This is a genomic window from Pseudomonas sp. GW821-FHT01E10 (assembly GCF_059422365.1).
The window spans coordinates 55,904-78,173 of sequence record NZ_JBWKWT010000016.1; the positions used below are offsets into that span (position 1 = coordinate 55,904).

Genomic DNA, 22,270 nt, shown 5'->3' on the forward strand with positions numbered 1-22,270 from the left:
TTGCTCACGCGAATCGACCAAATGCAGGTTCGTGAACGACGGGATGGTTGTTGATGCCTTGGGTTGCCTCGCGCCATGGCCCTATAATCGGGCCACTTTGTTTGTGGAGCCCGTTATGCCGAATCTACGTCTCGCCGATTTGACCGCCGAAATCGAAGCCAACGTGCGCCGTGCGTTGCTCGAGGACATCGGCAGCGGCGACATCACCGCGCAACTGATCCCGGCCGAACGTCTGGCCAAAGCCACCATCATCACCCGCGACGCGGCCGTCATCAGCGGCGCTGCATGGGTCGATGCCGTGTTTCGGCAGCTGGATCCGCGGGTCGCCGTGCACTGGCAGGTGAGCGATGGCGAGCGGGTGAAACCCAATCAGGCGCTGTTCCACCTCGAAGGCCCGGCACGCTCGCTGCTCACCGGCGAGCGCAGCGCGCTGAACTTCCTGCAGCTGCTTTCGGGCGTGGCCACGCGCGCGCAGTACCTGGCGGATTTCGTCGCCCAGACCCAAGTGAAGTTGCTCGATACCCGCAAAACCCTGCCGGGGCTGCGTCTGGCCCAGAAATACGCCGTGACCTGCGGCGGTTGCTACAACCACCGCATCGGCCTGTATGACGCCTTCCTGATCAAGGAAAACCATATCGCCGCCTGCGGTGGCATCCCTGAGGCTATTGCTGCCGCGCACAAGATCGCTCCGGGCAAACCGGTGGAGATCGAAGTGGAGAACCTGACGGAGCTCAAAGAAGCCCTTGCGGCGGGGGCCGACATCATCATGCTCGATGAACTGAGCCTGGATGACATGCGTGAAGCCGTGCGCCTGAATGCCGGCAAGGCAAAACTGGAGGCCAGTGGCGGCATCAACGAAAGTACGTTGCTGCCGATTGCGCAAACCGGGGTGGATTACATTTCGATTGGTGCGATGACCAAGGATGTGAAGGCGGTGGATCTGTCGATGCGACTGAGCCTCTGAGTTCTTCGCATAAAGAAAAACGCCAGCCCCGATGAGGCTGGCGTTTTTGTATCAGACCACCAGATTGTTCATCTCGCAGTACTCTTCCCACTCGACACCCAATACCTCGGCCGCTTCCTTGTGCAGCGCCAGGCGCGCAGCCTCGAACTCTTCCGGGGTTGAGGTGTACTTGAGCGTCAGCTCCCACGGCTGCAAGCCCTGGGCTTCTGCCTCATCCTCGAACGCCCACTGGATCTGGTCCTTCTGATCGTCGGCAGGCAAGTCCTTGATCTCTTCCAGTAACTGGGGTGCATCCAGTACGTACTTTTTCAGGGCTTCTTCGTGTCTGGCTTCTTGGGTCAATTCTTTAACGGTCATGGCGTTCTCGCTGATCTGGGGAATGGAAGATGGATCTGGATCATCAAGGATCTCTCTGACGCAAAAAAACCGTTTGAAGCCCGGTTTGTCTGGCCTTCAGAACCATTCGGGATCATCTGAAAACTGCTGGGCGATGCTCATGCAGGCAACGAATATAGGACGTTTTGCCGACGATTTACACGGCTCTTTACATCTATCCCGCAAAAAGCTGTGTGCAAGAGATGCTGGAGACCTCGGGGAACATAAATTCAAATCCCAAGTCATAGCGATGTGCCATATCGGCACTTCACAAGGAACCCCAGTGATGCGCAGTTTTTCGAAGCTTTCGTCTACCCGTCTTGCCGCTGCTACCCTGCTGCTCGGCAGCCTGACATTGGCCAGTGCAGCTCAAGCGGCTGTCGAAGTCGCCTCTGACCCTTCGCTGTACTCCGACAAAATCTCTGCCCTCCACAATTCATACGGCAAGGACACGCTCGTCAGAACCAGTGTCAGCATCGATGATCTGGAAAACCTGCAAAAAACCGTGAAGGCCAATGCCAGCGATCTCGAAAGCCAGAAGCGCACTATCAGCGAACAGGCCCGTCAGATCGAAGAACTCAAACGCAACAGTGGTTCCAGCACCAGCTCCAGCAGCAAGGAGATTGATGATCTCAAGCGCACGGTCAATGAACAGGAACGCGACCTGAACACTCTCACCAAACAAGTGGAAGAGCTCAAGCGCAACAGCGGTTCCAGCTCCAGCTCGAACAACAGCGAGATCTCCAGTCTTAAACGGGAAATCAGCGATCAGGATCGCGCGATGGATCAGCTCAAGCGCACCGTCGAGGAGCTGAGCAGAAAGGTGAAGTAAGCGGGGAAAATGGTGCCCGAGACAGGAATCGAACCTGCGACCTTCGCGTTACGAGTGCGCTGCTCTACCGGCTGAGCTACACGGGCTGTGGGCTAAACCTAGCACCGGTCTCGAGGTCCGGCAACTTGTGGCGAGGGAGCAAGCTCCCTCGCCACACCAAATTCCACGCTCAGCTTTTTCCTGCACACAGCAAAACGCCCCGAACCAGTCGGGGCGTTTTGCTGTTCAACGGTCAGGCGCGGGGGTAATTAAACGCCCGAAGCCTTGGCCGCTGCTACGTCTTTGATGGACAGCTTGATACGGCCGCGGTTGTCCACGTCCAGTACCAGAACTTCCACTTCCTGGCCTTCTTTCAGGATGTCGGTCACTTTCTCAACGCGAGCGTCGCTCAGCATCGAGATGTGAACCAGACCGTCCTTGCCCGGCAGGATGTTGACGAATGCGCCGAAGTCGACGATGCGCTCAACCTTACCGACGTAGATCTTGCCGATTTCAGCTTCAGCGGTGATGCCCAGAACGCGCTGGCGTGCAGCTTCAGCCGCTTCCTTGGTTTCGCCGAAGATCTTGATCGAGCCGTCGTCTTCGATGTCGATCGAAGCCTTGGTCTCTTCACAGATCGCACGAATGGTCGCGCCGCCTTTACCGATGACATCACGGATTTTGTCGGTGTCGATTTTCATCGCGATCATGGTCGGAGCGTTTTCCGACAGTTCGGTACGCGACTGGCCAATGATCTGGTTCATCTGACCGAGGATATTCAGGCGCGCTTCCAGGGCTTGGCCCAGAGCGATTTCCATGATTTCTTCGGTGATGCCCTTGATCTTGATGTCCATCTGCAGCGCGGTAACACCTTTGGCGGTACCGGCTACTTTGAAGTCCATGTCGCCCAGGTGGTCTTCGTCACCCAGGATGTCAGTCAGGACGGCGAATTTCTCGCCTTCTTTAACCAGACCCATGGCGATACCGGCAACCGGTGCCTTCATCGGTACACCAGCGTCCATCAGAGCCAGGGAAGCGCCGCAGACCGAAGCCATGGAGCTCGAACCGTTGGACTCGGTGATTTCCGACACGACACGGATGGTGTACGGGAACACGTCGGCAGCAGGCAGCATGGCCTGAACCGAACGACGAGCCAGACGGCCGTGACCGATTTCACGACGACCAGCGCCACCCATGCGACCACACTCGCCCACCGAGAACGGAGGGAAGTTGTAGTGCAGCATGAACGGGTCTTTTTTCTCGCCTTCCAGGGTGTCCAGCAGCTGTGCGTCACGGGCGGTGCCCAGTGTCGCGACGACCAGAGCCTGGGTTTCGCCACGGGTGAACAGTGCCGAACCGTGGGTCTTCGGCAGAACACCCACTTCGATGTTCAGCGGACGTACGGTGCGGGTGTCGCGGCCGTCGATACGTGGCTTGCCGTTAACGATGTTTTCGCGAACGGTGCGGTATTCAATTTCGCCGAAAGCAGCTTTGACGTCAGCAGCGGAAGGCTGGCCTTCTTCACCGGACAGCTTGGCAACCACTTGGTCTTTCAGTTCGCCCAGGCGAGCGTAACGGTCGGCCTTGATGGTGATGGTGTAAGCCTGGGAGATCGCTTCGCCGAACTCGGCACGGATAGCACCCAGCAGAGCAGTGGCTTCTGGCTGAGGAGCCCAGGCCCAGGTCGGCTTGGCAGCTTCAGCGGCCAGTTCTTTAACGGCGTTGATCACCACCTGGAACTCGTCGTGAGCAAACAGTACCGCGCCCAGCATCTGGTCTTCGGTCAGCTCTTTGGCTTCCGATTCAACCATCAACACGGCTTCCGAAGTACCGGCAACGACCATGTCCAGGCTCGAAGCTTTCAGTTGTTCGTAAGTCGGGTTCAGCAGGTAACCGGTGCTTTCGTGGAATGCAACGCGGGCAGCGCCGATCGGGCCATCGAAAGGAATGCCGGAGATAGCCAGCGCAGCCGAGGTACCGATCATCGCTGCGATGTCCGGATCGGTCTTCTTGCTGGTGGAAACGACGGTGCAGACAACCTGCACTTCGTTCATGAATCCTTCAGGGAACAGCGGACGGATCGGACGGTCGATCAGTCGGGAAGTCAGGGTTTCTTTCTCGGAAGGACGGCCTTCACGCTTGAAGAAACCGCCAGGGATCTTACCGGCGGCGTAAGTCTTTTCCTGGTAGTGAACAGACAGAGGGAAGAAGCCCTTGCCTGGATCGGCTTGTTTGGCACCGACTACGGTCACCAATACGCTGACGTCGTCGTCAACGGTGACCAATACTGCGCCGGAGGCCTGACGGGCGATACGGCCAGTCTCGAGGGTAACGGTCGACTGACCGAACTGGAATTTTTTGATTACCGGGTTCACGGTGTCCTACCTTCTTTGTGGCTCTTGGGGGAACTGGTTTCTTGCGAAATTCTTGGGCAACGCCGGGAATCGGCCCGACTGTCATTGTCCAGGGTAAAACTATTGTCCAGATAAAACTTGAGGCTGGGAGCCTGCCATGTACCTGCGGGAAACCCGCTGGCACACAGCAAACAACCAACCTCTAGCGCAATCGCTTATTAGCGACGCAGACCCAGGCGAGCGATCAGAGCGCTGTAACGGCTCACGTCCTTGCCTTTCAGGTAGTCCAGCAGCTTACGACGCTGGTTAACCATGCGGATCAGACCACGACGGGAGTGGTGATCTTTACCGTTGGCCTTGAAGTGACCTTGCAGTTTGTTGATGTTGGCGGTCAGCAGTGCAACTTGCACCTCTGGCGAACCAGTGTCACCAACAGCTTGCTGGTAGTCAGCTACGATTTGAGCTTTTTCTTGAACGTCGAGAGCCATGAGGCAATCCTTTTATCAGGAAACTGTTTCAGAAAAACAGTTTCAACAGGCCAGGGACAAATCCCTGTATCTAAAAATGAGTAGTGACCGTGCCTGTTAACAGCCACCCTCGTTCGGTCATTCTGACCGAATCAGTCGACGTGGCGCGATGCGCCCGTCTTCGCTCACTTCACCGATACCGATGAAGCGACCATTGTGATCCTGTACCCGTACCATGCCAAATTTCGGTGCATCCGGGGCACGTACCGGCTGGCCGTTGAGCCAGTAGAACGCGCTCGCTTCCGAGAACTGCAACAGTGGCCAATCCAGCAGGCCGCTGTCCGATGGCATCAGGAAGCGGTCGACCGCTTCGTTGCCGCCTTCGGCATGTACCGCTTCCAGCTCTTCCAGAGTGACGGTCTGTGCAAGCGTGAAAGGCCCGGCCTGGGTACGTCGCAATTCAGCCACGTAAGCGCCACAACCGAGTTGCTCACCGATATCCTCCACCAGGGTACGGATATAGGTGCCTTTGCTGCAATCCACCGCAAGCCGCGCAGTATCACCCTCAAAGGCCAGTAATTCCAAGCGCGCAATAGTAACAGAACGCGGTTCGCGCTCCACTACTTCACCTGCACGGGCCAGCTTGTACAGCGGCTGCCCATCGCGCTTGAGTGCCGAGTACATCGGCGGTATCTGACTGATTTGCCCACGAAATTTCGGCAACACAGCTTCGATATCGGCACGACCAACGGTCACCGGACGTTCCAGCAAAACCTCACCTTCGGCATCCGCCGTGGTGGTGGTCTTGCCCAGTTGCGCCAGGGTTTCATAACCTTTGTCGGAATCGAGCAGGTATTGCGAGAACTTGGTGGCCTCGCCGAAGCACAACGGCAACACGCCAGTGGCCAGCGGATCGAGACTGCCGGTGTGCCCGGCCTTCTCGGCATTGAGCAACCAGCGGACCTTCTGCAACGCCGCGTTGGAAGTGAACCCCAACGGCTTGTCGAGCAGGATGATACCGCTGACGTTACGACGGATACGTTTGACCTGAGCCACCGATTACTCCTTGGCGTCTTCGGGTTCAGCCGCAACCGGGTGCTGACTGTCTTCAGCCACCGCGCGTTCGATCAGGGCCGACAGGTGCGCACCACGCACGACACTTTCGTCGTAATGGAAGTGCAACTGTGGAACGCTGCGCAATTTCATCTCGCGAGCCAACTGCATGCGCAGGAAACCGGCGGCGGAGTTGAGCACCTTGATGCTTTGCGCGATGTCGTCGCGGCTGTCCTGCCCCATCACGGTGATGAAGATCTTGGCGTGACCGACGTCACGGCTGACTTCAACAGCGGTAATAGTGACCAGCCCGACGCGCGGGTCTTTGACTTCACGACGGATCAGCTGTGCCAGCTCACGCTGCATCTGATCGCCGATACGTTGGGTACGGCTATATTCTTTTGCCATGTCTTGTTACCTGTTACTGCCCCACGGTGAAACCCGAAGGGTCTGAAAGCGGCAAACGCCCGGCCTGACAAAAGCCAGACCGGGCGTTGCGTTTAGAGTCCGACTGATGCGCCGCGCAATTGCATGCGGCTGGCCATCACGGCTCTTGAAGTGCGCGAGTTAGAGGCTGCGAGCAACCTGAACCTTCTCGAAGACTTCGATCTTGTCACCGACTTTGACGTCGTTGTAGCTCTTCACGCCGATACCGCATTCCATGCCGGCACGTACTTCGGAAGCGTCATCCTTGAAGCGGCGCAGGGATTCCAGCTCGCCTTCGAAGATAACGATGTCTTCACGCAGTACACGGATTGGACGGTTACGGTGAACAACACCTTCGATAACCATGCAACCGGCGATCGCGCCAAACTTCGGCGAACGGAACACGTCACGCACTTCAGCGGTACCCAGGATGTTCTCGCGAACATCGCTGCCCAGCATACCGGTAAGGGCTTTCTTGACGTCTTCGATGATGTCGTAGATCACGTTGTAGTAACGCATATCCAGACCTTCCTGCTCGACGATCTTGCGAGCGCCGGCATCGGCACGCACGTTGAAGCCGAACAGTACAGCGTTGGAGGCCAGTGCCAGGTTGGCGTCGGATTCGGTGATACCACCGACACCGCCACCGACCACACGCACTTGCACTTCGTCGTTACCCAAGCCATTCAAGGCACCGTTCAACGCTTCCAGCGAACCACGGACGTCGGATTTGAGGACGATGTTGAGCGTCTTCTTCTCTTCCTGCCCCATGTTCTCGAAGATGTTTTCAAGCTTGCCGGCGTGAGCACGGGCCAGTTTGACTTCGCGGAACTTGCCTTGACGGAACAGAGCCACTTCACGGGCTTTCTTCTCGTCAGCAACTACGCTCATCTCGTCGCCAGCGTCCGGAGTACCGTCCAGGCCGAGGATCTCGACAGGGATGGAAGGACCGGCTTCCTTGATTGGCTTGCCGTTCTCGTCGAGCATGGCGCGAACGCGGCCATAGTTCGAACCGACCAGCACCATGTCGCCCTGGCGCAGGGTACCGTCTTGAACCAGAACGGTTGCAACCGGGCCACGACCTTTGTCGAGACGCGATTCAACCACAACACCACGACCAGGGGCCGATGGGGTTGCTTTCAGTTCGAGAACTTCAGCTTGCAGCAGAACAGCTTCGAGCAACTCGTCCACGCCGGTACCGACTTTCGCCGAAACCGATACGAACGGGGTGTCGCCGCCCCACTCTTCCGAAGTCACGCCGTGAACCGACAATTCGCTACGGATGCGATCGAGATCGGCGCCCGGCTTGTCGATTTTGTTCACTGCAACAACCAGAGGTACGCCAGCCGCCTGAGCGTGCTGAACAGCTTCAACGGTCTGCGGCATTACGCCGTCGTCCGCTGCAACCACCAGGATCACGATGTCGGTCGCCTTGGCACCACGGGCACGCATGGCGGTAAACGCGGCGTGACCAGGGGTGTCGAGGAAGGTGACCATGCCGCGTTCGGTTTCAACGTGGTACGCACCGATGTGCTGGGTGATACCACCGGCTTCGCCAGCAGCTACCTTGGCACGACGGATGTAGTCGAGCAGCGAGGTCTTACCGTGGTCAACGTGACCCATTACGGTCACAACCGGTGCACGGGAGAACGTCTCACCTTCAAACTTCAGGGACTCGGCCAGGGAATCTTCCAGGGCGGTGTCGCTGACCAGGGTCACTTTGTGGCCCAGCTCCTCGGCAACCAGTTGGGCAGTTTCCTGATCCAGTACCTGGTTGATGGTCGCTGGGGTACCCAGTTTGAACATGAACTTGATGATTTCAGCAGCCTTGACCGACATCTGCTGGGCGAGATCGCCAACAGTGATGGTCTCGCCGATCTTCACTTCGCGCACAACAGGGCCGGTTGGGCTCTGGAAACCGTGGGCGTTGCGTTTCTTCAGCTTGGCCTTGCCGCGACCACCACGACGGAAGCCATCGCTTTCTTCGTCGGTAGTACGTGGGGCAACGCGTGGAGCAGGCGCTTTTTCCTTGACCGAAGCACGATGTGGAGCGTTTTTGCGCTCGCCATCACCACTGCCACGACGATTGCTATCGTCGGCACGTGGTTTGTCCGGACGGCGCTGCTCGTCGCGCTTGCGAGTGTCGGCTGCCGGTGCAGGTGCAGCGGCCACGACCGGGGCGCTTTCACGCACAGGTTCGGCAACTGCAACAGGCGCTGCGACAGCTTCGACAGGAGCGGTTTGCGCAGCAGCAGGCTGGCGACGCGCTTCTTCTTCGGCGCGACGCTTGGCTTCTTCTTCAGCCTTCTGACGTGCAGCATTTTCTACTGCGCGACGTTCTTCCAGTTCGCGTTTGCGCTCGGCTTCGATTTCTTCCGGGCTGCGCTGCACGAAGACTTTCTTCTTGCGTACTTCAACGCTGATGCTTTTGCTGCCAGCAACACGCAGGGTGCTGGTGGTTTTACGCTGCAGCGTGATCTTGCGTGGTTCTTCCACTTTCGCCTTGTGGCTGCTTTTCAAGTGAGTCAGCAAAGATTGCTTCTCACTGTCAGTCACATGTTCTTCGGCGGCGGTGTGCGGCAGACCTGCCTCACGCATCTGCTGCAACAGGCGCTCTACCGGTGTTTTGACCTCATCGGCCAGTTGTTTCACCGTGACTTGCGTCATGCACTTCTCTCCTCAGGCCGCGCCTAATTACTCGAACCAGTGGGCTCGGGCGGCCATGATCAACTTGCCGGCACGATCATCGTCAATGCCGTCGATGTCGAGCAGGTCGTCAATAGACTGCTCGGCCAGGTCTTCGCGGGTAATTACGCCGCGCACCGCCAGTTCCATCGCCAAATCCTTGTCCATGCCCTCAAGCGAGAGCAGGTCTTCGGCCGGATGGGCGTCTGCCAGCTTTTCCTCAGTAGCGATGGCTTTGGTCAACAAACGATCCTTGGCGCGAGCGCGAAGCTCGTTGACGGTTTCTTCGTCAAAGCCGTCGATGTTGAGCATTTCTTCCAACGGTACGTAGGCAATCTCTTCCAGGCTGGTGAAACCTTCATCTACCAGCACCTGTGCCAGATCTTCGTCGACTTCCAGCTCGTCGATAAAGTTGCGCAGGATGTCGCCGGTTTCTGCTTGTTGCTTAGCCTGGATGTCCGATTCGGTCATCACGTTCAGGGTCCAGCCAGTCAACTGGCTAGCCAGACGCACGTTCTGACCACCGCGACCGATGGCCTGAGCCAGATTGTCTGCGCCAACGGCGATGTCCATTGCATGGGCATCTTCGTCAACGATAATTGCCGCCACTTCAGCCGGCGACATTGCATTGATCACGAACTGAGCAGGGTTATCGTCCCACAGGACGATGTCCACACGCTCACCGCCCAACTCGCCGGACACTGCCTGGACGCGCGAACCGCGCATACCGATGCAAGCGCCTTGCGGATCGATGCGTTTGTCTTTGGAGCGGACCGCGATCTTGGCACGCGAACCCGGGTCACGGGATGCAGCCATTACTTCGATCAGGCCTTCAGCGATTTCCGGCACTTCGATGCGGAACAACTCGATCAGCATTTCCGGCGCGGTACGCGACAGGATCAGCTGCGGGCCGCGGTTCTCGGTGCGGATTTCCTTGAGCAGCGCACGCAGACGCACGCCAACCCGGAAGGTTTCGCGAGAGATGATGTCTTCACGGGCCAGCAACGCTTCTGCGTTATTGCCCAGGTCGACGATCACATTGTCGCGGGTGACTTTCTTCACGGTGCCGGAGATGATTTCCCCCAGACGCTCGCGATAGGCATCAACGACTTGAGCACGCTCGGCTTCGCGAACTTTCTGCACGATGACTTGCTTGGCAGTCTGTGCAGCAATGCGGCCGAACTCGATGGATTCGATTTTTTCTTCGACAACGTCACCGACCTTGGCGCCAGGATGCGTTTGCGCAACCTTGCTCGGCCAGGTTTCGATCGCCGGATCGTCCAGGTCTGCTTCTTCGACGACCGTCCAGCGACGGAATGTCTCATAAGCACCGGTGTGGCGATTGATTTCCACACGCAGATCGACTTCGTCCTCGAAACGCTTTTTGGTAGCAGTGGCCAGAGCCAGCTCCAGCGCTTCAAAAATTACGTTTGCCGGTACGCCCTTTTCATTGGATACCGACTCAACAACCAGCAGTACTTCTTTGCTCATCGTACGCCTCGCCTTTCGCAAGCCATTGGATCCGCGGGATCCGCGTCTCAGTCAAAACTGGGAATAATGTTGGCCTTGTCGATCATATCGATCGGCAACAGGAACTCATGGTCTTCAACCTGCACCACGACGTCCTGCTCTTCTACACCGCGCAGAAGGCCCTGAAAGTTGCGTCGACCTTCAAAAGGCGAGCGCAGCTTGATCTTCACTTGTTCACCGGCAAATTTTGCAAACTGCTCAAGAGTGAACAGTGGGCGTTCCATGCCAGGCGAGGAAACTTCAAGGGTGTACTCAACGGAGATTGGATCTTCAACATCCAGCACACCGCTGATCTGGCGACTGACGATGGCACAATCGTCCACCAGCACGCCGCCTTCTTTATCGATATAAACGCGCAACATTGAGTGGCGACCTTGAGCCGAAAACTCAATACCCCAGCATTCATAGCCTAGGGCCACGACCACCGGGGCCAGCAAGGCCTGCAACTCTTCTAGCTTGCTCGACACCTGAACCCCCTCGTGCATGTATGTGCATGCTATGCAAAATAAAAAAATGGGCGAAACGCCCATCCTTGAAACGCCGCCGAATAGCGGCGTTGAAAGTGTCCAGCTAACAAAAAGCCCCTGAAAAGGGGCTCCTTAAACTGGTTGCGGGGGCCGGATTTGAACCGACGACCTTCGGGTTATGAGCCCGACGAGCTACCAGACTGCTCCACCCCGCGACAAAGCTGGGGCGGAAGTATACGACCGATCCCTAACAGGGTCAATGTAACCTTCCACCTACAAGAAAGCCCGCAACAGCGGGCTCTCCTGATAATTGGTACCGAGAAGGGGACTCGAACCCCTACACCCTATGGGCACAACCACCTCAAGGTTGCGTGTCTACCAATTCCACCACCTCGGCAATACTACGTTTGAAACTCTTCTTACTTCTGCTCTTGAGCTGGAGGCACGTCAGTCGCTGGAGTAGCCGACTTTTGCTCTTGAAGCACCGGGACATCATCAGAAGCCGGTTTTTGCTTTGGAACTTCCAACACTGCTGGGTTTGGCAAACCTACCTGAGTCAGCTGGTGAGCTTTCTCTTTAGCAAAGTAACCTAACCCCAAGCTGGTCACGAAGAAACCGGCGGCAAGTATAGCAGTAAACTTACTAAGAAAGGTAGAGGTACCTTGGCTTCCGAACACAGTATTTGAAGCACCTGCTCCGAAAGATGCACCAGCGTCCGCACCTTTACCCTGCTGCAGCAATACCAGAGCAACTACGCCCAACGCACCCAGCAGATGAAAAACGACTACGACTGTTTCCAGCATTTTTTCAGTTTCCCGCGGCGCGACAAATCGCACCGAACTCATCTGCATTCAGGGAAGCCCCACCAATGAGCCCCCCATCGATATCCGGCATGCCGAACAGTTCGGCCGCATTGGCCGCCTTCACGCTGCCGCCGTATAGAAGCCGCACACCTTGTGCGACTTCAGAATTCTCTGCCGCCAACTGGGCGCGAATGGCTGCATGCACATCCTGCGCCTGTTGCGGCGAAGCAGTCAGCCCGGTACCAATGGCCCAGACCGGCTCGTAAGCGATTACTGCCTTTGCAAAAGCACCAACACCCAGCTCCTCGATGATGCTGCCCAGCTGACGCCCAACAACCTCAAGAGTTTTTCCAGCTTCGCGCTGCTCGAGGGTTTCCCCTACACACAACACTGGAATCAAGCCACATGCCTGTGCTGCCGCAAATTTGCGATTCAGCGTCCCGTCGAGCTCGCCCATTATCTGGCGGCGCTCAGAGTGCCCGACAAGCACCAGGGAACAACCTGCATCCACCAACTGACTCGGTGAAATTTCACCTGTCAACGCACCCTGCCCGGATTCAATCGCAGAGTTCTGCGCGCCGACCGAAATCGACTTCCCTTGCAAACCATCAATCACTTGATTGATATACAAGCAAGGCGGGAACACCGCGACATCAACACCGCTCGGCAAGGCCAGATGACGAAGGCCGTCGATCAGCTCAGCGACGCTGGCGCGGGTACCGTGCATCTTCCAGTTACCAGCTACCATAGGGCGACGCATGCTGTACCTCGTCGGTCAAAGTGGGCGCAGATGTTACCCAACACAATCATGGCTGGCAAGCCGAAATCAGGCAGAAACTTCAGTTACCAGTTTTGCCAGCTCTTCGGCGTAATCGCGAACCTGCGTTTCGTCCTCGCCTTCGACCATGACACGCACCAGCGGCTCTGTCCCGGACTTGCGCAACAACACGCGCCCGCGGCCCGCCATCGCTTGAGTGACACGATCACTGGCCTCCTTGACGGTCGGATGCTCGAGCGGGCTCACACCACCGCCAAACCGCACATTGATCAACACCTGAGGGCACTTGCGCAACGCCTGACGCGACTGAGCCAGGCCTTCTGCGCGCCGTTTCAGCGCCATCAAGACCTGCAACGCAGCAATGATCGCATCCCCGGTAGTGGTGTGACTGAAGCAGACAATGTGCCCCGAGTTTTCACCGCCCACCAGCCAATCGCGCTCCAGCAACTCGGAGATGACGTAACGGTCACCAACGTTGGCCCGCACAAAAGGAATCGCCAGATCCGCCAGGGCCAACTCCAGCCCCAGGTTACTCATCAGCGTACCGACCACACCGCCCTGCAACTTGCCACGCTCTTGCAGATCGCGAGCGATGATGAACAGCAGCTCGTCACCATCGACGACAGCACCGGTGTGATCAACCATCTGCACCCGATCACCGTCACCGTCGAAGGCGATACCCAAATCGGCGCGCTCGGCCAGCACGGCCGCTTGCAGCGGCGCCATATGGGTCGAACCGCAATTATCATTGATGTTCAGGCCGTTGGGATGAGCAGAAAGCACAACGACATCAGCCCCCAACTCACGGAACACGCTAGGCGCCACTTTATAAGTCGCGCCGTGAGCACAATCGAGCACGATCTTCAGGCCGGCAAAACTGGTGCCGGTGGGAACGCTACTCTTGCAGAATTCGATATAACGGCCCGAGGCATCGTTGATTCGCGACACTTTGCCGATCTTGCTCGACTCAACCACGGTCATCGGGGTGTCTAGCAGCTCTTCGATCATCAGCTCGACTTCATCCGGGAGCTTGGTGCCCTTACCAGAGAAAAACTTGATACCGTTGTCGTCATGAGGGTTATGCGAAGCGCTGATCACGATGCCGGCTTCGGCGTGAAAGGTCCGCGTCAAATAGGCGATGGCCGGAGTCGGCATTGGCCCCAACAGCATCACATCAGCACCGGCCGAGGTCAGCCCAGCCTCAAGCGCCGACTCGAACATGTAACCGGAGATACGGGTGTCCTTGCCCACGAGCACCTTGCAGGCGCCCATGCTGCGAAATGCCATGCCTGCCGCCCAGCCAAGCTTGAGCATGAAATCAGGAGTGATAGGGTATTGACCGACCCGACCACGAATGCCGTCGGTGCCAAAGTATTTCTTACTCATAAGTACTCCATCTTTCTTATTCAGCTGATTCTACGGCGGCAATCATCCGCACCACGTCGACCGTTTCCGCTACATCATGGACGCGCAATATACGCGCACCTTTGACCGAAGCCAGCGCCGCAAGTGCCAGACCACCATGCAGACGCTCTCCCACAGGTCGATTCAAGGCCTGGCCGATCATGCTCTTTCGCGAAACACCGACCAACAGAGGCCGCCCCAAAGCATGCAGGGCCTCCATATGCTTAAACAAACTTAGATTGTGCTGCAGGGTTTTCGCGAAGCCGAAGCCCGGATCAAGAATGATCCGCTCAGCAGGGATACCTACCGAGGCACACTGAACCATGCGCTCGGCAAGAAACTCGCCGACCTCTTTCGTAACATCCTGGTACTGAGGGTTGTCCTGCATGTCGCCCGGCTCGCCGAGCATATGCATCAGGCACACCGGCAAACCGGTGGCCGCCGCTGCATCCAGAGCACCATCTCGACGCAACGAGCGTACGTCATTGATCAACCCCGCCCCCAGCCTTGCGGTTTCACGCATGACGGCAGGCGTGGAGGTATCGACCGAGATAATCACATCCAGTTCGCGACTGATGCGCTCAACGATAGGCGCTACGCGCTCGAGCTCTTCAAGCGGCGAAACGGCCCTGGCACCGGGCCGGGTCGATTCACCGCCGACGTCGATCAGCGTCGCACCGGCCGCCACCATCGCCTCGGCGTGGCGCAGGGCCGCGTCCAGCTGGCTGTATCGGCCGCCATCGGAAAAGGAATCGGGAGTGACATTGAGAATGCCCATGACATGCGTCTGGGCCAAATCAAGAACCCGGTTGCCGCAAGGCAACCGGGTCGAGGACTGAACAGAAGTCATTTCAAACCTTAAACGTCAGCAGCCGGGCCGCCGATAGGTGTTTCCGGACGCCCATCCTGCACCACTGGAGGCGTGCCGGAAGTGTCGTTGCCGCCAGACCAGTCGCGAGGTTCGCGAGGCGTACGACCCGCCATGATGTCATCGATCTGATCGGCATCGATCGTCTCGTACTTCATCAGGGCATCCGCCATCGCATCAAGCTTGTCACGGTTATCCGTGAGGATCTGCTTGGCCGTGCCGTAGCACTGGTCAATGATGCTGCGCACTTCGGAGTCGATCAGCTTGGCCGTCTCGCCAGAGAAACTGGCATGCTGACCACCGCCGCCACGACCGAGGAACACTTCGCCCTCTTCTTCGGCGTACATCAATGGACCGAGTTTTTCCGACAACCCCCACTTGGTCACCATGTTTCGTGCTATCTGGCTGGCACGCATGATGTCGTTGGACGCACCAGTGGTGACGCCATCGAAGCCCAGGGTCATCTCTTCAGCGATACGACCGCCGTACAGCGAGCAGATCTGGCTGATCAGTGCACGCTTGGACAGGCTGTAGCGATCTTCTTCCGGCAGGAACATGGTCACACCAAGTGCGCGACCGCGCGGAATGATCGACACTTTGTAGACCGGGTCATGCTCAGGCACGACGCGACCGACGATAGCGTGGCCGGCTTCGTGATAAGCAGTGTTCTGCTTTTCTTTCTCGGACATGACCATGGATTTGCGCTCGGCACCCATCATGATCTTGTCTTTGGCCAGTTCGAACTCTTTCATCTCGACGATGCGCTTGCCGGCACGAGCCGCAAACAACGAAGCCTCGTTCACCAGGTTGGCCAGGTCGGCACCGGAGAAACCAGGAGTACCACGAGCGATCACGGCCGGAGCGACGTCGTCACCCATCGGCACTTTGCGCATGTGGACCTTGAGAATCTGCTCGCGACCACGGATGTCCGGCAGGCCAACCACGACTTGACGGTCGAAGCGGCCCGGACGCAGCAACGCAGGGTCCAGTACGTCCGGACGGTTGGTCGCGGCGATGACGATGATGCCGTCATTCATTTCGAAGCCGTCCATCTCTACCAGCAACTGGTTGAGGGTCTGCTCGCGCTCATCGTGACCACCACCCATGCCGGCACCACGGTGGCGACCGACGGCGTCGATTTCATCGATGAAGATGATGCATGGCGCATGCTTCTTCGCCTGCTCGAACATGTCACGGACACGGCTGGCACCGACGCCGACGAACATTTCGACGAAATCGGAACCGGAAATAGTAAAGAACGGTACTTTGGCTTCGCCGGCAATCGCCTTGGCCAGCAAGGTTTTACCTGTACCCGGAGGACCAACCATCAGCACGCCGCGAGGAATGCGACCGCCCAGGCGCTGGAACTTGCCCGGATCACGCAGGAACTCGACCAGCTCGCCGACTTCTTCCTTGGCTTCGTCACAACCTGCAACGTCAGCCAGGGTGGTTTTCACCTGATCTTCGGAGAGCAGGCGCGCCTTGCTCTTGCCGAAACTCATCGGCCCACCCTTGCCACCGGCACCGCCCTGCATCTGCCGCATGAAGAACATGAAGACGGCGATGATCACCAGGATCGGGAAGCTTGCGACCAGGAGTTGAGTCCAGATACTTTGCTGCTCAGGTTGCTTGCCTTCGACCACAACGTGGTTATCCACGAGGTCGCCGATCAGACCGTTGTCCTGGATTGCCGGACGGATGGTCTTGAAGCTGTCGCCATCGTTGCGCTTGCCTGTAATCACGTAGCCATCAACCGCTACGCGCTCGACCTTGCCATCCTTGACCTGCTGGATGAAGTCGGAATAGTTGAGGGTCTGCGGCTCGTTAGGGCTGGAGAAGTTGTTCATCACCGTCACCAGGACAGCTGCGATGATCAACCACAGGATCAGATTCTTTGCCATATCGTTCAATTAACTACCCTCTGAAGCAAGCTCCGCTAATGGCGCGCGCTTCGCATGATATTCACCGGCCTAACTTACTACATTACCTACGGCTCTGGCAGGCGCCGTCTGTAACCCTTTGTGAAACACTTTCTACACAATATTCGCTAATGCACGCGGGGCGAAATATGAAAAACCTATCACCCCGCCAAAAAACCTCGTTTTACTCACTACGCCCGCGGTAACCCCAAGCCAACATGTATTGCTCGCGGGAACTGTCACGGGAAGAGTCTGGCTTGATCATCTGGATCTTGTCGAATTTCCGACGAGCATCCTTCAGGTAAACATCAAACCCTTCGCCCTGAAAAATCTTGATCACAAAATTACCACCCGGCTTGAGTATCCGTTCCGCCAAATCAAGCGCCAGCTCGCAAAGAAACATGGCTTTTGGCATGTCCACTTCAGGCGTACCACTCATATTGGGGGCCATATCGGAAATCACAAGGTCCACCTGCGAATTACCCACAGCTTCAAGGATCCGCGTGAGCACTTCGTCCTCGGTGAAGTCCCCCTGAATGAAAGTCACGTCCGGAATGCTGTCCATTTCCAGAATGTCCGAGGCAATCAGTCGCCCCTGACCACCAATCAGACGACTAGTCACCTGCGACCATCCGCCGGGCGCCGCACCCAGGTCGACAACGCTCATGCCGGGACGGATCAGCTTGTATTTCTCCTGGACCTCCAGAAGTTTGTAACTCGCACGCGAGCGGTAGCCATCCTTTTGCGCCTGCTTCACATAGGGATCGTTGACATGTCTTTTCAGCCAACCAAGGCTTGTCTTGGAACGCGCCATTGGGCACCTCGATGATAAGGGTCGTGATTAATTGGGCGGATCCACGAGCCCTCGGGTAAAATGGCCGCCATTTTACAGAATCCAGACGAAAGGGTCAGATTATGCCGCTCACTCAAGAGCAGAAGAAACAGTACAAGTCCATTGGCCACCATCTGAAACCAGTTTTGATTGTGGCTGACAACGGCTTGACTGAAGGTGTGTTAGCCGAACTTGAACGCGCTTTGGCGGATCACGAGCTGATCAAAATCAAGCTCAACATCCTCGATCGCGAATCGCGCCTGGCAGCCATTGCAGAACTCTGCAAGGCCGGCAAAGCCGATCTGGTTCAGGTCATCGGCAAGATGGCACTTATTTATCGCAAGAACTTCAGCGTCAACAAGCAGTTGTCGAACGTCCATCGCTTCAAGTGATGGCAAGGGTCAAGGGTGTGCTTCGCGCACCCTGACACTCCATCCAGGCACCGGCTGCATCACCAGCACCAGCCCGGAAAACCCCAGGACAAGATAGCTGAACAACTGCCAATGCAGCGCCTGCGGCCAACCGAAGCGTACTGCGAAATACATCGCGCACCCATACAGCGCCATCAGCAGCAGTTGCCCGCGAATATCCCGCCATAGACTGGCAAGACCCTCGGCCCGTACCAGCACCAAAGCCTGAAAAATCACACTCGCTGTGGCGAATCCCACCATCAGCGTATTCAGCGCACCTGCAATTTCGTCGATCAGCAGCGGCGCCAGGCCTATTTGCCCCAGCACCGGCAGCAGACCGATGTGCAACAACCACAAGCCGCCAACCCAGAGCATCTGGGTCAGCTGCCAAAGCATGGCCCCCGCACGTAGCGGGCGCCTTCTTTCAGATGTGGCGAACTTCGACAATCTCATACTCGATAACGCCACCCGGCGTTTTGACCGCCACCACATCACCCTCTTCCTTGGCGATCAAGGCACGGGCGATCGGCGAACCGACGGAGATCTTGCCGAGCTTGATGTCTGCTTCATCCTCACCAACGATCTGGTAAGTCACGCTTTCATCGGTCTCGACATTGGCGATTTCGACGGTGGTGCCGAAAATCACCTTGCCGGTGTGCTCGATGGTCGTTACGTCGATGACCACAGCGTTTTGCATGCGGCCTTCAATGTCACGAATCCGCGCCTCGACCATCCCCTGCTGCTCGCGAGCAGCGTGGTATTCGGCGTTTTCCTTCAAGTCACCCAACTCGCGGGCCGTACCGATATCCTGACTGAGTTTCGGACGAACGACCTTGGTCAGATGAGCGTGTTCTTCTTCCAGGGCTTTAGCGCCCTTGACGGTCATTGGGTATTTGATCATGCCTTCAATCCTGCGTGTAGATCCTGCAAGCGGCGCACGGTCTTCTCAGGACCGAACTTCAGCGCTTCGCAGATAGCTTCGCCAGCAGCAATAGTAGTGGTGCAGTAGATCTTGTGCTGCAAGGCATTACGACGAATGGAGTAGGAATCAGCGATCGACTGACGACCTTCGGTGGTGTTGATGATCAGAGTGACTTCGTCATTCTTGATCATGTCGACCACGTGCGGACGACCCTCGGTCACCTTGTTCACACGACGCACTTTCAGGCCTGCAGCTTCGATCAGCTTGGCAGTACCGGCAGTGGCGACCACTTCGAAGCCCAAGTTGATCAGATCACGGGCCACGCCTGCAACCAGCGGCTTGTCATCGTCGCGCACGCTGATGAACGCGGTACCACCGGTTGGCAGCACTTCACTGGCGCCCATCTGAGCCTTGGCAAAGGCTTCGCCGAAGGTGTCGCCCACGCCCATCACTTCACCGGTGGACTTCATCTCTGGGCCCAGGATCGGGTCCACGCCAGGGAATTTGGCGAATGGGAACACTGCCTCTTTCACGCTGTAGAAGTTCGGAATGATTTCTTTGGTGAAGCCGATTTCCTTCAGGGTTTTACCGGCCATCACGCGAGCCGCGACCATCGCCAGGGACACACCGATGCACTTGGAGACGAACGGTACGGTACGGGATGCGCGCGGGTTGACTTCGATGACGTAGATGTCTTCGCCTTGCAGCGCCAACTGAACGTTCATCAGGCCGACCACGCCCAGTTCCAGGGCCATTTTCTTGACCTGTTCGCGCATCTCGTCCTGGATATGTGCAGGCAGCGAATACGGCGGCAGGGAGCACGCGGAGTCACCGGAGTGGACGCCGGCCTGCTCAATGTGCTGCATGATCGCGCCGATCACCACGTCGGTGCCGTCGCAGACCGCATCCACGTCCATTTCGATCGCGCAGTTGAGGAAGTGGTCCAGCAGCACCGGGCTGTCGTTGGACACTTGAACCGCTTCACGCAGGTAGCGCTTGAGTTCTTCCTCTTCGTAAACGATTTCCATCGCACGCCCGCCCAGTACGTAGGACGGACGAACCACCAGCGGGTAACCGATTTTGGCGGCGGCACGAATCGCTTCGTCTTCGCTGCGCACGGTGGCGTTAGGCGGCTGACGCAGGTTCAGACGCTCAACCATCTGCTGGAAGCGCTCACGGTCTTCGGCGCGGTCGATGGCGTCAGGGCTGGTGCCGATGATCGGCACGCCAGCGGCTTCCAGGGCACGAGCCAGTTTCAGCGGGGTCTGACCGCCGTACTGAACGATCACGCCTTTTGGCTTCTCGACGCGGACGATTTCCAGCACGTCTTCCAGGGTCACTGGTTCGAAGTACAGACGATCGGAGGTGTCGTAGTCGGTGGAAACGGTTTCCGGGTTGCAGTTGACCATGATGGTCTCGTACCCGTCATCGCGCAGGGCCAGTGCTGCGTGTACGCAGCAATAGTCGAACTCGATGCCCTGGCCGATGCGGTTTGGACCACCGCCGAGGATCATGATCTTGTCGCGACCCGACGGCGCGGCTTCGCACTCTTCCTCGTAAGTCGAGTACAGGTACGCGGTGTCGGTGGCGAACTCGGCGGCGCAGGTGTCGACGCGCTTGTAGACCGGGAACACTTCCAGCTTGTGACGATGGGTACGCAGGTTCTTCTCGGTGACGCCCAGCAGCTTGGCCAGACGCTGATCGGAGAAGCCTTTACGCTTGAGGCGGAACATCAGGTCGCGGTCGATAGCGGACAGACCCAGGGTCTTGACCTTCTCTTCTTCCTTGATCAGATCTTCGATCTGCACCAGGAACCACGGGTCGATCATGTTCATGCCGAAGATGTCTTCGACCGACAGGCCCGCGCGGAACGCGTCAGCCACGTACCAGATACGCTCGGCACCCGGCACGGTCAGTTCGCGCTTGAGGATGCTCATGCTTTCCGGGTTGCTCAGGTCGAGCTTCTCGTCCAGGCCGCAAACACCCACTTCCAGACCGCGCAGAGCTTTCTGCAGGGATTCCTGGAAGGTCCGGCCGATGGCCATGACCTCACCGACCGACTTCATTTGAGTGGTCAGGCGTGCGTCGGCTTTCGGGAATTTCTCGAAGGCAAAGCGTGGCAGTTTGGTGACGACGTAGTCGATGGACGGCTCGAAGGACGCCGGGGTCTTGCCGCCGGTGATGTCGTTCGACAGTTCGTCGAGGGTGTAACCGACGGCCAGTTTCGCCGCGACCTTGGCGATCGGGAAACCGGTGGCTTTCGATGCCAGGGCCGAGGAACGGGATACCCGCGGGTTCATCTCGATGACCACCATGCGACCAGTGTTCGGGCAGATGCCGAACTGGACGTTGGAGCCGCCGGTTTCCACGCCGATCTCGCGCAGTACCGCCAGAGAGGCGTTACGCAGGATCTGGTATTCCTTGTCGGTCAGGGTCTGTGCGGGTGCAACCGTGATCGAGTCACCGGTGTGCACGCCCATCGGGTCGAAGTTTTCGATGGAGCAGACGATGATGCAGTTGTCCTTTTTATCGCGGACAACTTCCATCTCGTATTCTTTCCAGCCGATCAGCGATTCGTCAATCAGCAGCTCTTTGGTCGGCGACAGATCCAGACCGCGGGCGCAGATTTCTTCGAACTCTTCACGGTTGTAAGCGATACCGCCACCGGTGCCGCCCATGGTGAAGGACGGACGAATGATGCACGGGAATCCCAGACGATCGAGAACCGCATTGGCCTCTTCCATGCTATGGGCGATACCCGAACGCGGGCAGTCCAGACCGATGGATTTCATCGCCTTATCAAAGCGCGAACGGTCTTCAGCCTTGTCGATGGTGTCAGCGTTGGCGCCGATCATCTCTACGCCGAACTTCTCCAGAACGCCTTCGCGCTCCAGGTCCAGGGCGCAGTTCAGGGCGGTCTGGCCACCCATGGTCGGCAGCAGCGCGTCCGGACGCTCTTTCTCGATGATCTTGGCAACGGTCTGCCACTTGATCGGTTCGATGTAGGTGGCGTCGGCCATGGCCGGGTCGGTCATGATGGTCGCCGGGTTGGAGTTCACCAGGATGACGCGGTAACCCTCCTCGCGCAGGGCTTTACAGGCCTGGGCGCCGGAGTAGTCGAATTCGCAGGCCTGGCCGATCACGATCGGGCCAGCGCCGAGAATCAGGATGCTTTTAATGTCTGTACGTTTTGGCATGGGTT

The 22,270-nt window shown here is 57.7% G+C and carries 20 protein-coding genes and 3 tRNA genes; 3 read left to right on the top strand and 20 right to left on the bottom strand.

What is annotated here, in order from left to right; translation table 11 throughout:
- Positions 1–115: 115 nt before the first annotated feature.
- Positions 116–964, top strand: coding sequence for a carboxylating nicotinate-nucleotide diphosphorylase (gene nadC, locus AC07V0_RS23235; RefSeq protein WP_495019958.1), 849 nt, complete (start codon positions 116–118; stop codon positions 962–964).
- A 51-nt stretch (positions 965–1,015) separates the two neighbouring features.
- Here the strand turns inward: nadC and AC07V0_RS23240 are convergent, their stop codons facing one another.
- Positions 1,016–1,321 (bottom strand): DUF6388 family protein, encoded by a 306-nt coding sequence (locus AC07V0_RS23240; protein WP_018929491.1) that lies wholly within the window; start codon positions 1,319–1,321, stop codon positions 1,016–1,018.
- A gap of 304 nt (positions 1,322–1,625) precedes the next feature.
- Here AC07V0_RS23240 and AC07V0_RS23245 point away from each other — a divergent pair, with 304 nt between their 5' ends.
- On the top strand, positions 1,626–2,171 hold the full coding sequence (locus AC07V0_RS23245; RefSeq protein WP_018929490.1) for a hypothetical protein: 546 nt from the start codon (positions 1,626–1,628) through the stop codon (positions 2,169–2,171).
- A 10-nt stretch (positions 2,172–2,181) separates the two neighbouring features.
- Here the strand turns inward: AC07V0_RS23245 and AC07V0_RS23250 are convergent.
- From AC07V0_RS23250 to rlmE, 16 genes are all read right to left on the bottom strand, one after another.
- A tRNA-Thr gene (locus AC07V0_RS23250) sits at positions 2,182–2,257 on the bottom strand.
- A gap of 162 nt (positions 2,258–2,419) precedes the next feature.
- Positions 2,420–4,525, bottom strand: a complete 2,106-nt coding sequence (pnp, locus tag AC07V0_RS23255; protein WP_018929489.1) for a polyribonucleotide nucleotidyltransferase — start codon at positions 4,523–4,525, stop codon at positions 2,420–2,422.
- 197 nt (positions 4,526–4,722) lie between these two features.
- Positions 4,723–4,992, bottom strand: coding sequence for a 30S ribosomal protein S15 (rpsO, locus tag AC07V0_RS23260; RefSeq protein ID WP_011332409.1), 270 nt, complete (start codon positions 4,990–4,992; stop codon positions 4,723–4,725).
- A 117-nt stretch (positions 4,993–5,109) separates the two neighbouring features.
- On the bottom strand, positions 5,110–6,027 hold the full coding sequence (gene truB / locus AC07V0_RS23265) for a tRNA pseudouridine(55) synthase TruB (RefSeq protein WP_007933551.1): 918 nt from the start codon (positions 6,025–6,027) through the stop codon (positions 5,110–5,112).
- Between the two features lie 3 nt (positions 6,028–6,030).
- A complete protein-coding gene (gene rbfA, locus AC07V0_RS23270) occupies positions 6,031–6,432 on the bottom strand; it encodes a 30S ribosome-binding factor RbfA (protein WP_028939914.1) in 402 nt (133 codons plus the stop codon).
- Between the two features lie 159 nt (positions 6,433–6,591).
- A complete protein-coding gene (gene infB, locus AC07V0_RS23275) occupies positions 6,592–9,117 on the bottom strand; it encodes a translation initiation factor IF-2 (RefSeq protein ID WP_086945987.1) in 2,526 nt (841 codons plus the stop codon).
- A 27-nt stretch (positions 9,118–9,144) separates the two neighbouring features.
- Positions 9,145–10,626, bottom strand: coding sequence for a transcription termination factor NusA (nusA, locus tag AC07V0_RS23280; RefSeq protein ID WP_007933547.1), 1,482 nt, complete (start codon positions 10,624–10,626; stop codon positions 9,145–9,147).
- Between the two features lie 47 nt (positions 10,627–10,673).
- The gene (gene rimP / locus AC07V0_RS23285) at positions 10,674–11,132 is read right to left on the bottom strand and encodes a ribosome maturation factor RimP (protein WP_007973115.1); all 459 of its coding nucleotides are present in this window, start codon (positions 11,130–11,132) and stop codon (positions 10,674–10,676) included.
- Between the two features lie 138 nt (positions 11,133–11,270).
- Positions 11,271–11,347, bottom strand: a tRNA-Met gene (locus AC07V0_RS23290).
- Between the two features lie 96 nt (positions 11,348–11,443).
- Positions 11,444–11,529: transfer RNA gene (locus AC07V0_RS23295), tRNA-Leu, on the bottom strand.
- A gap of 22 nt (positions 11,530–11,551) precedes the next feature.
- A complete protein-coding gene (gene secG / locus AC07V0_RS23300) occupies positions 11,552–11,935 on the bottom strand; it encodes a preprotein translocase subunit SecG (protein WP_495019959.1) in 384 nt (127 codons plus the stop codon).
- 4 nt (positions 11,936–11,939) lie between these two features.
- Positions 11,940–12,695, bottom strand: a complete 756-nt coding sequence (gene tpiA, locus AC07V0_RS23305) for a triose-phosphate isomerase (protein ID WP_007933541.1) — start codon at positions 12,693–12,695, stop codon at positions 11,940–11,942.
- 66 nt (positions 12,696–12,761) lie between these two features.
- Complete coding sequence (gene glmM, locus AC07V0_RS23310) at positions 12,762–14,099, bottom strand: phosphoglucosamine mutase (RefSeq protein ID WP_018929485.1); 1,338 nt, start codon at positions 14,097–14,099, stop codon at positions 12,762–12,764.
- Positions 14,100–14,115: 16 nt separating this feature from the next.
- Positions 14,116–14,967, bottom strand: a complete 852-nt coding sequence (gene folP / locus AC07V0_RS23315) for a dihydropteroate synthase (RefSeq protein WP_019582454.1) — start codon at positions 14,965–14,967, stop codon at positions 14,116–14,118.
- Between the two features lie 8 nt (positions 14,968–14,975).
- On the bottom strand, positions 14,976–16,886 hold the full coding sequence (gene ftsH, locus AC07V0_RS23320; protein ID WP_018929483.1) for an ATP-dependent zinc metalloprotease FtsH: 1,911 nt from the start codon (positions 16,884–16,886) through the stop codon (positions 14,976–14,978).
- Between the two features lie 202 nt (positions 16,887–17,088).
- Positions 17,089–17,718, bottom strand: a complete 630-nt coding sequence (gene rlmE / locus AC07V0_RS23325; RefSeq protein WP_007933535.1) for a 23S rRNA (uridine(2552)-2'-O)-methyltransferase RlmE — start codon at positions 17,716–17,718, stop codon at positions 17,089–17,091.
- Positions 17,719–17,819: 101 nt separating this feature from the next.
- Here rlmE and AC07V0_RS23330 point away from each other — a divergent pair, with 101 nt between their 5' ends.
- Positions 17,820–18,128, top strand: coding sequence for a YhbY family RNA-binding protein (locus tag AC07V0_RS23330; RefSeq protein ID WP_007900503.1), 309 nt, complete (start codon positions 17,820–17,822; stop codon positions 18,126–18,128).
- A 9-nt stretch (positions 18,129–18,137) separates the two neighbouring features.
- Here the strand turns inward: AC07V0_RS23330 and AC07V0_RS23335 are convergent, their stop codons facing one another.
- From AC07V0_RS23335 to carB, 3 genes are read right to left on the bottom strand one after another with little or no spacing between them, the layout of a single operon-like run.
- A complete protein-coding gene (locus AC07V0_RS23335; RefSeq protein WP_495019960.1) occupies positions 18,138–18,542 on the bottom strand; it encodes an MFS transporter in 405 nt (134 codons plus the stop codon).
- Positions 18,543–18,570: 28 nt separating this feature from the next.
- Positions 18,571–19,047, bottom strand: coding sequence for a transcription elongation factor GreA (greA, locus tag AC07V0_RS23340; protein WP_018929481.1), 477 nt, complete (start codon positions 19,045–19,047; stop codon positions 18,571–18,573).
- A complete protein-coding gene (gene carB / locus AC07V0_RS23345; protein WP_018929480.1) occupies positions 19,044–22,265 on the bottom strand; it encodes a carbamoyl-phosphate synthase large subunit in 3,222 nt (1,073 codons plus the stop codon). Before carB ends, greA begins: the two co-directional genes overlap by 4 nt.
- Positions 22,266–22,270: the final 5 nt, after the last annotated feature.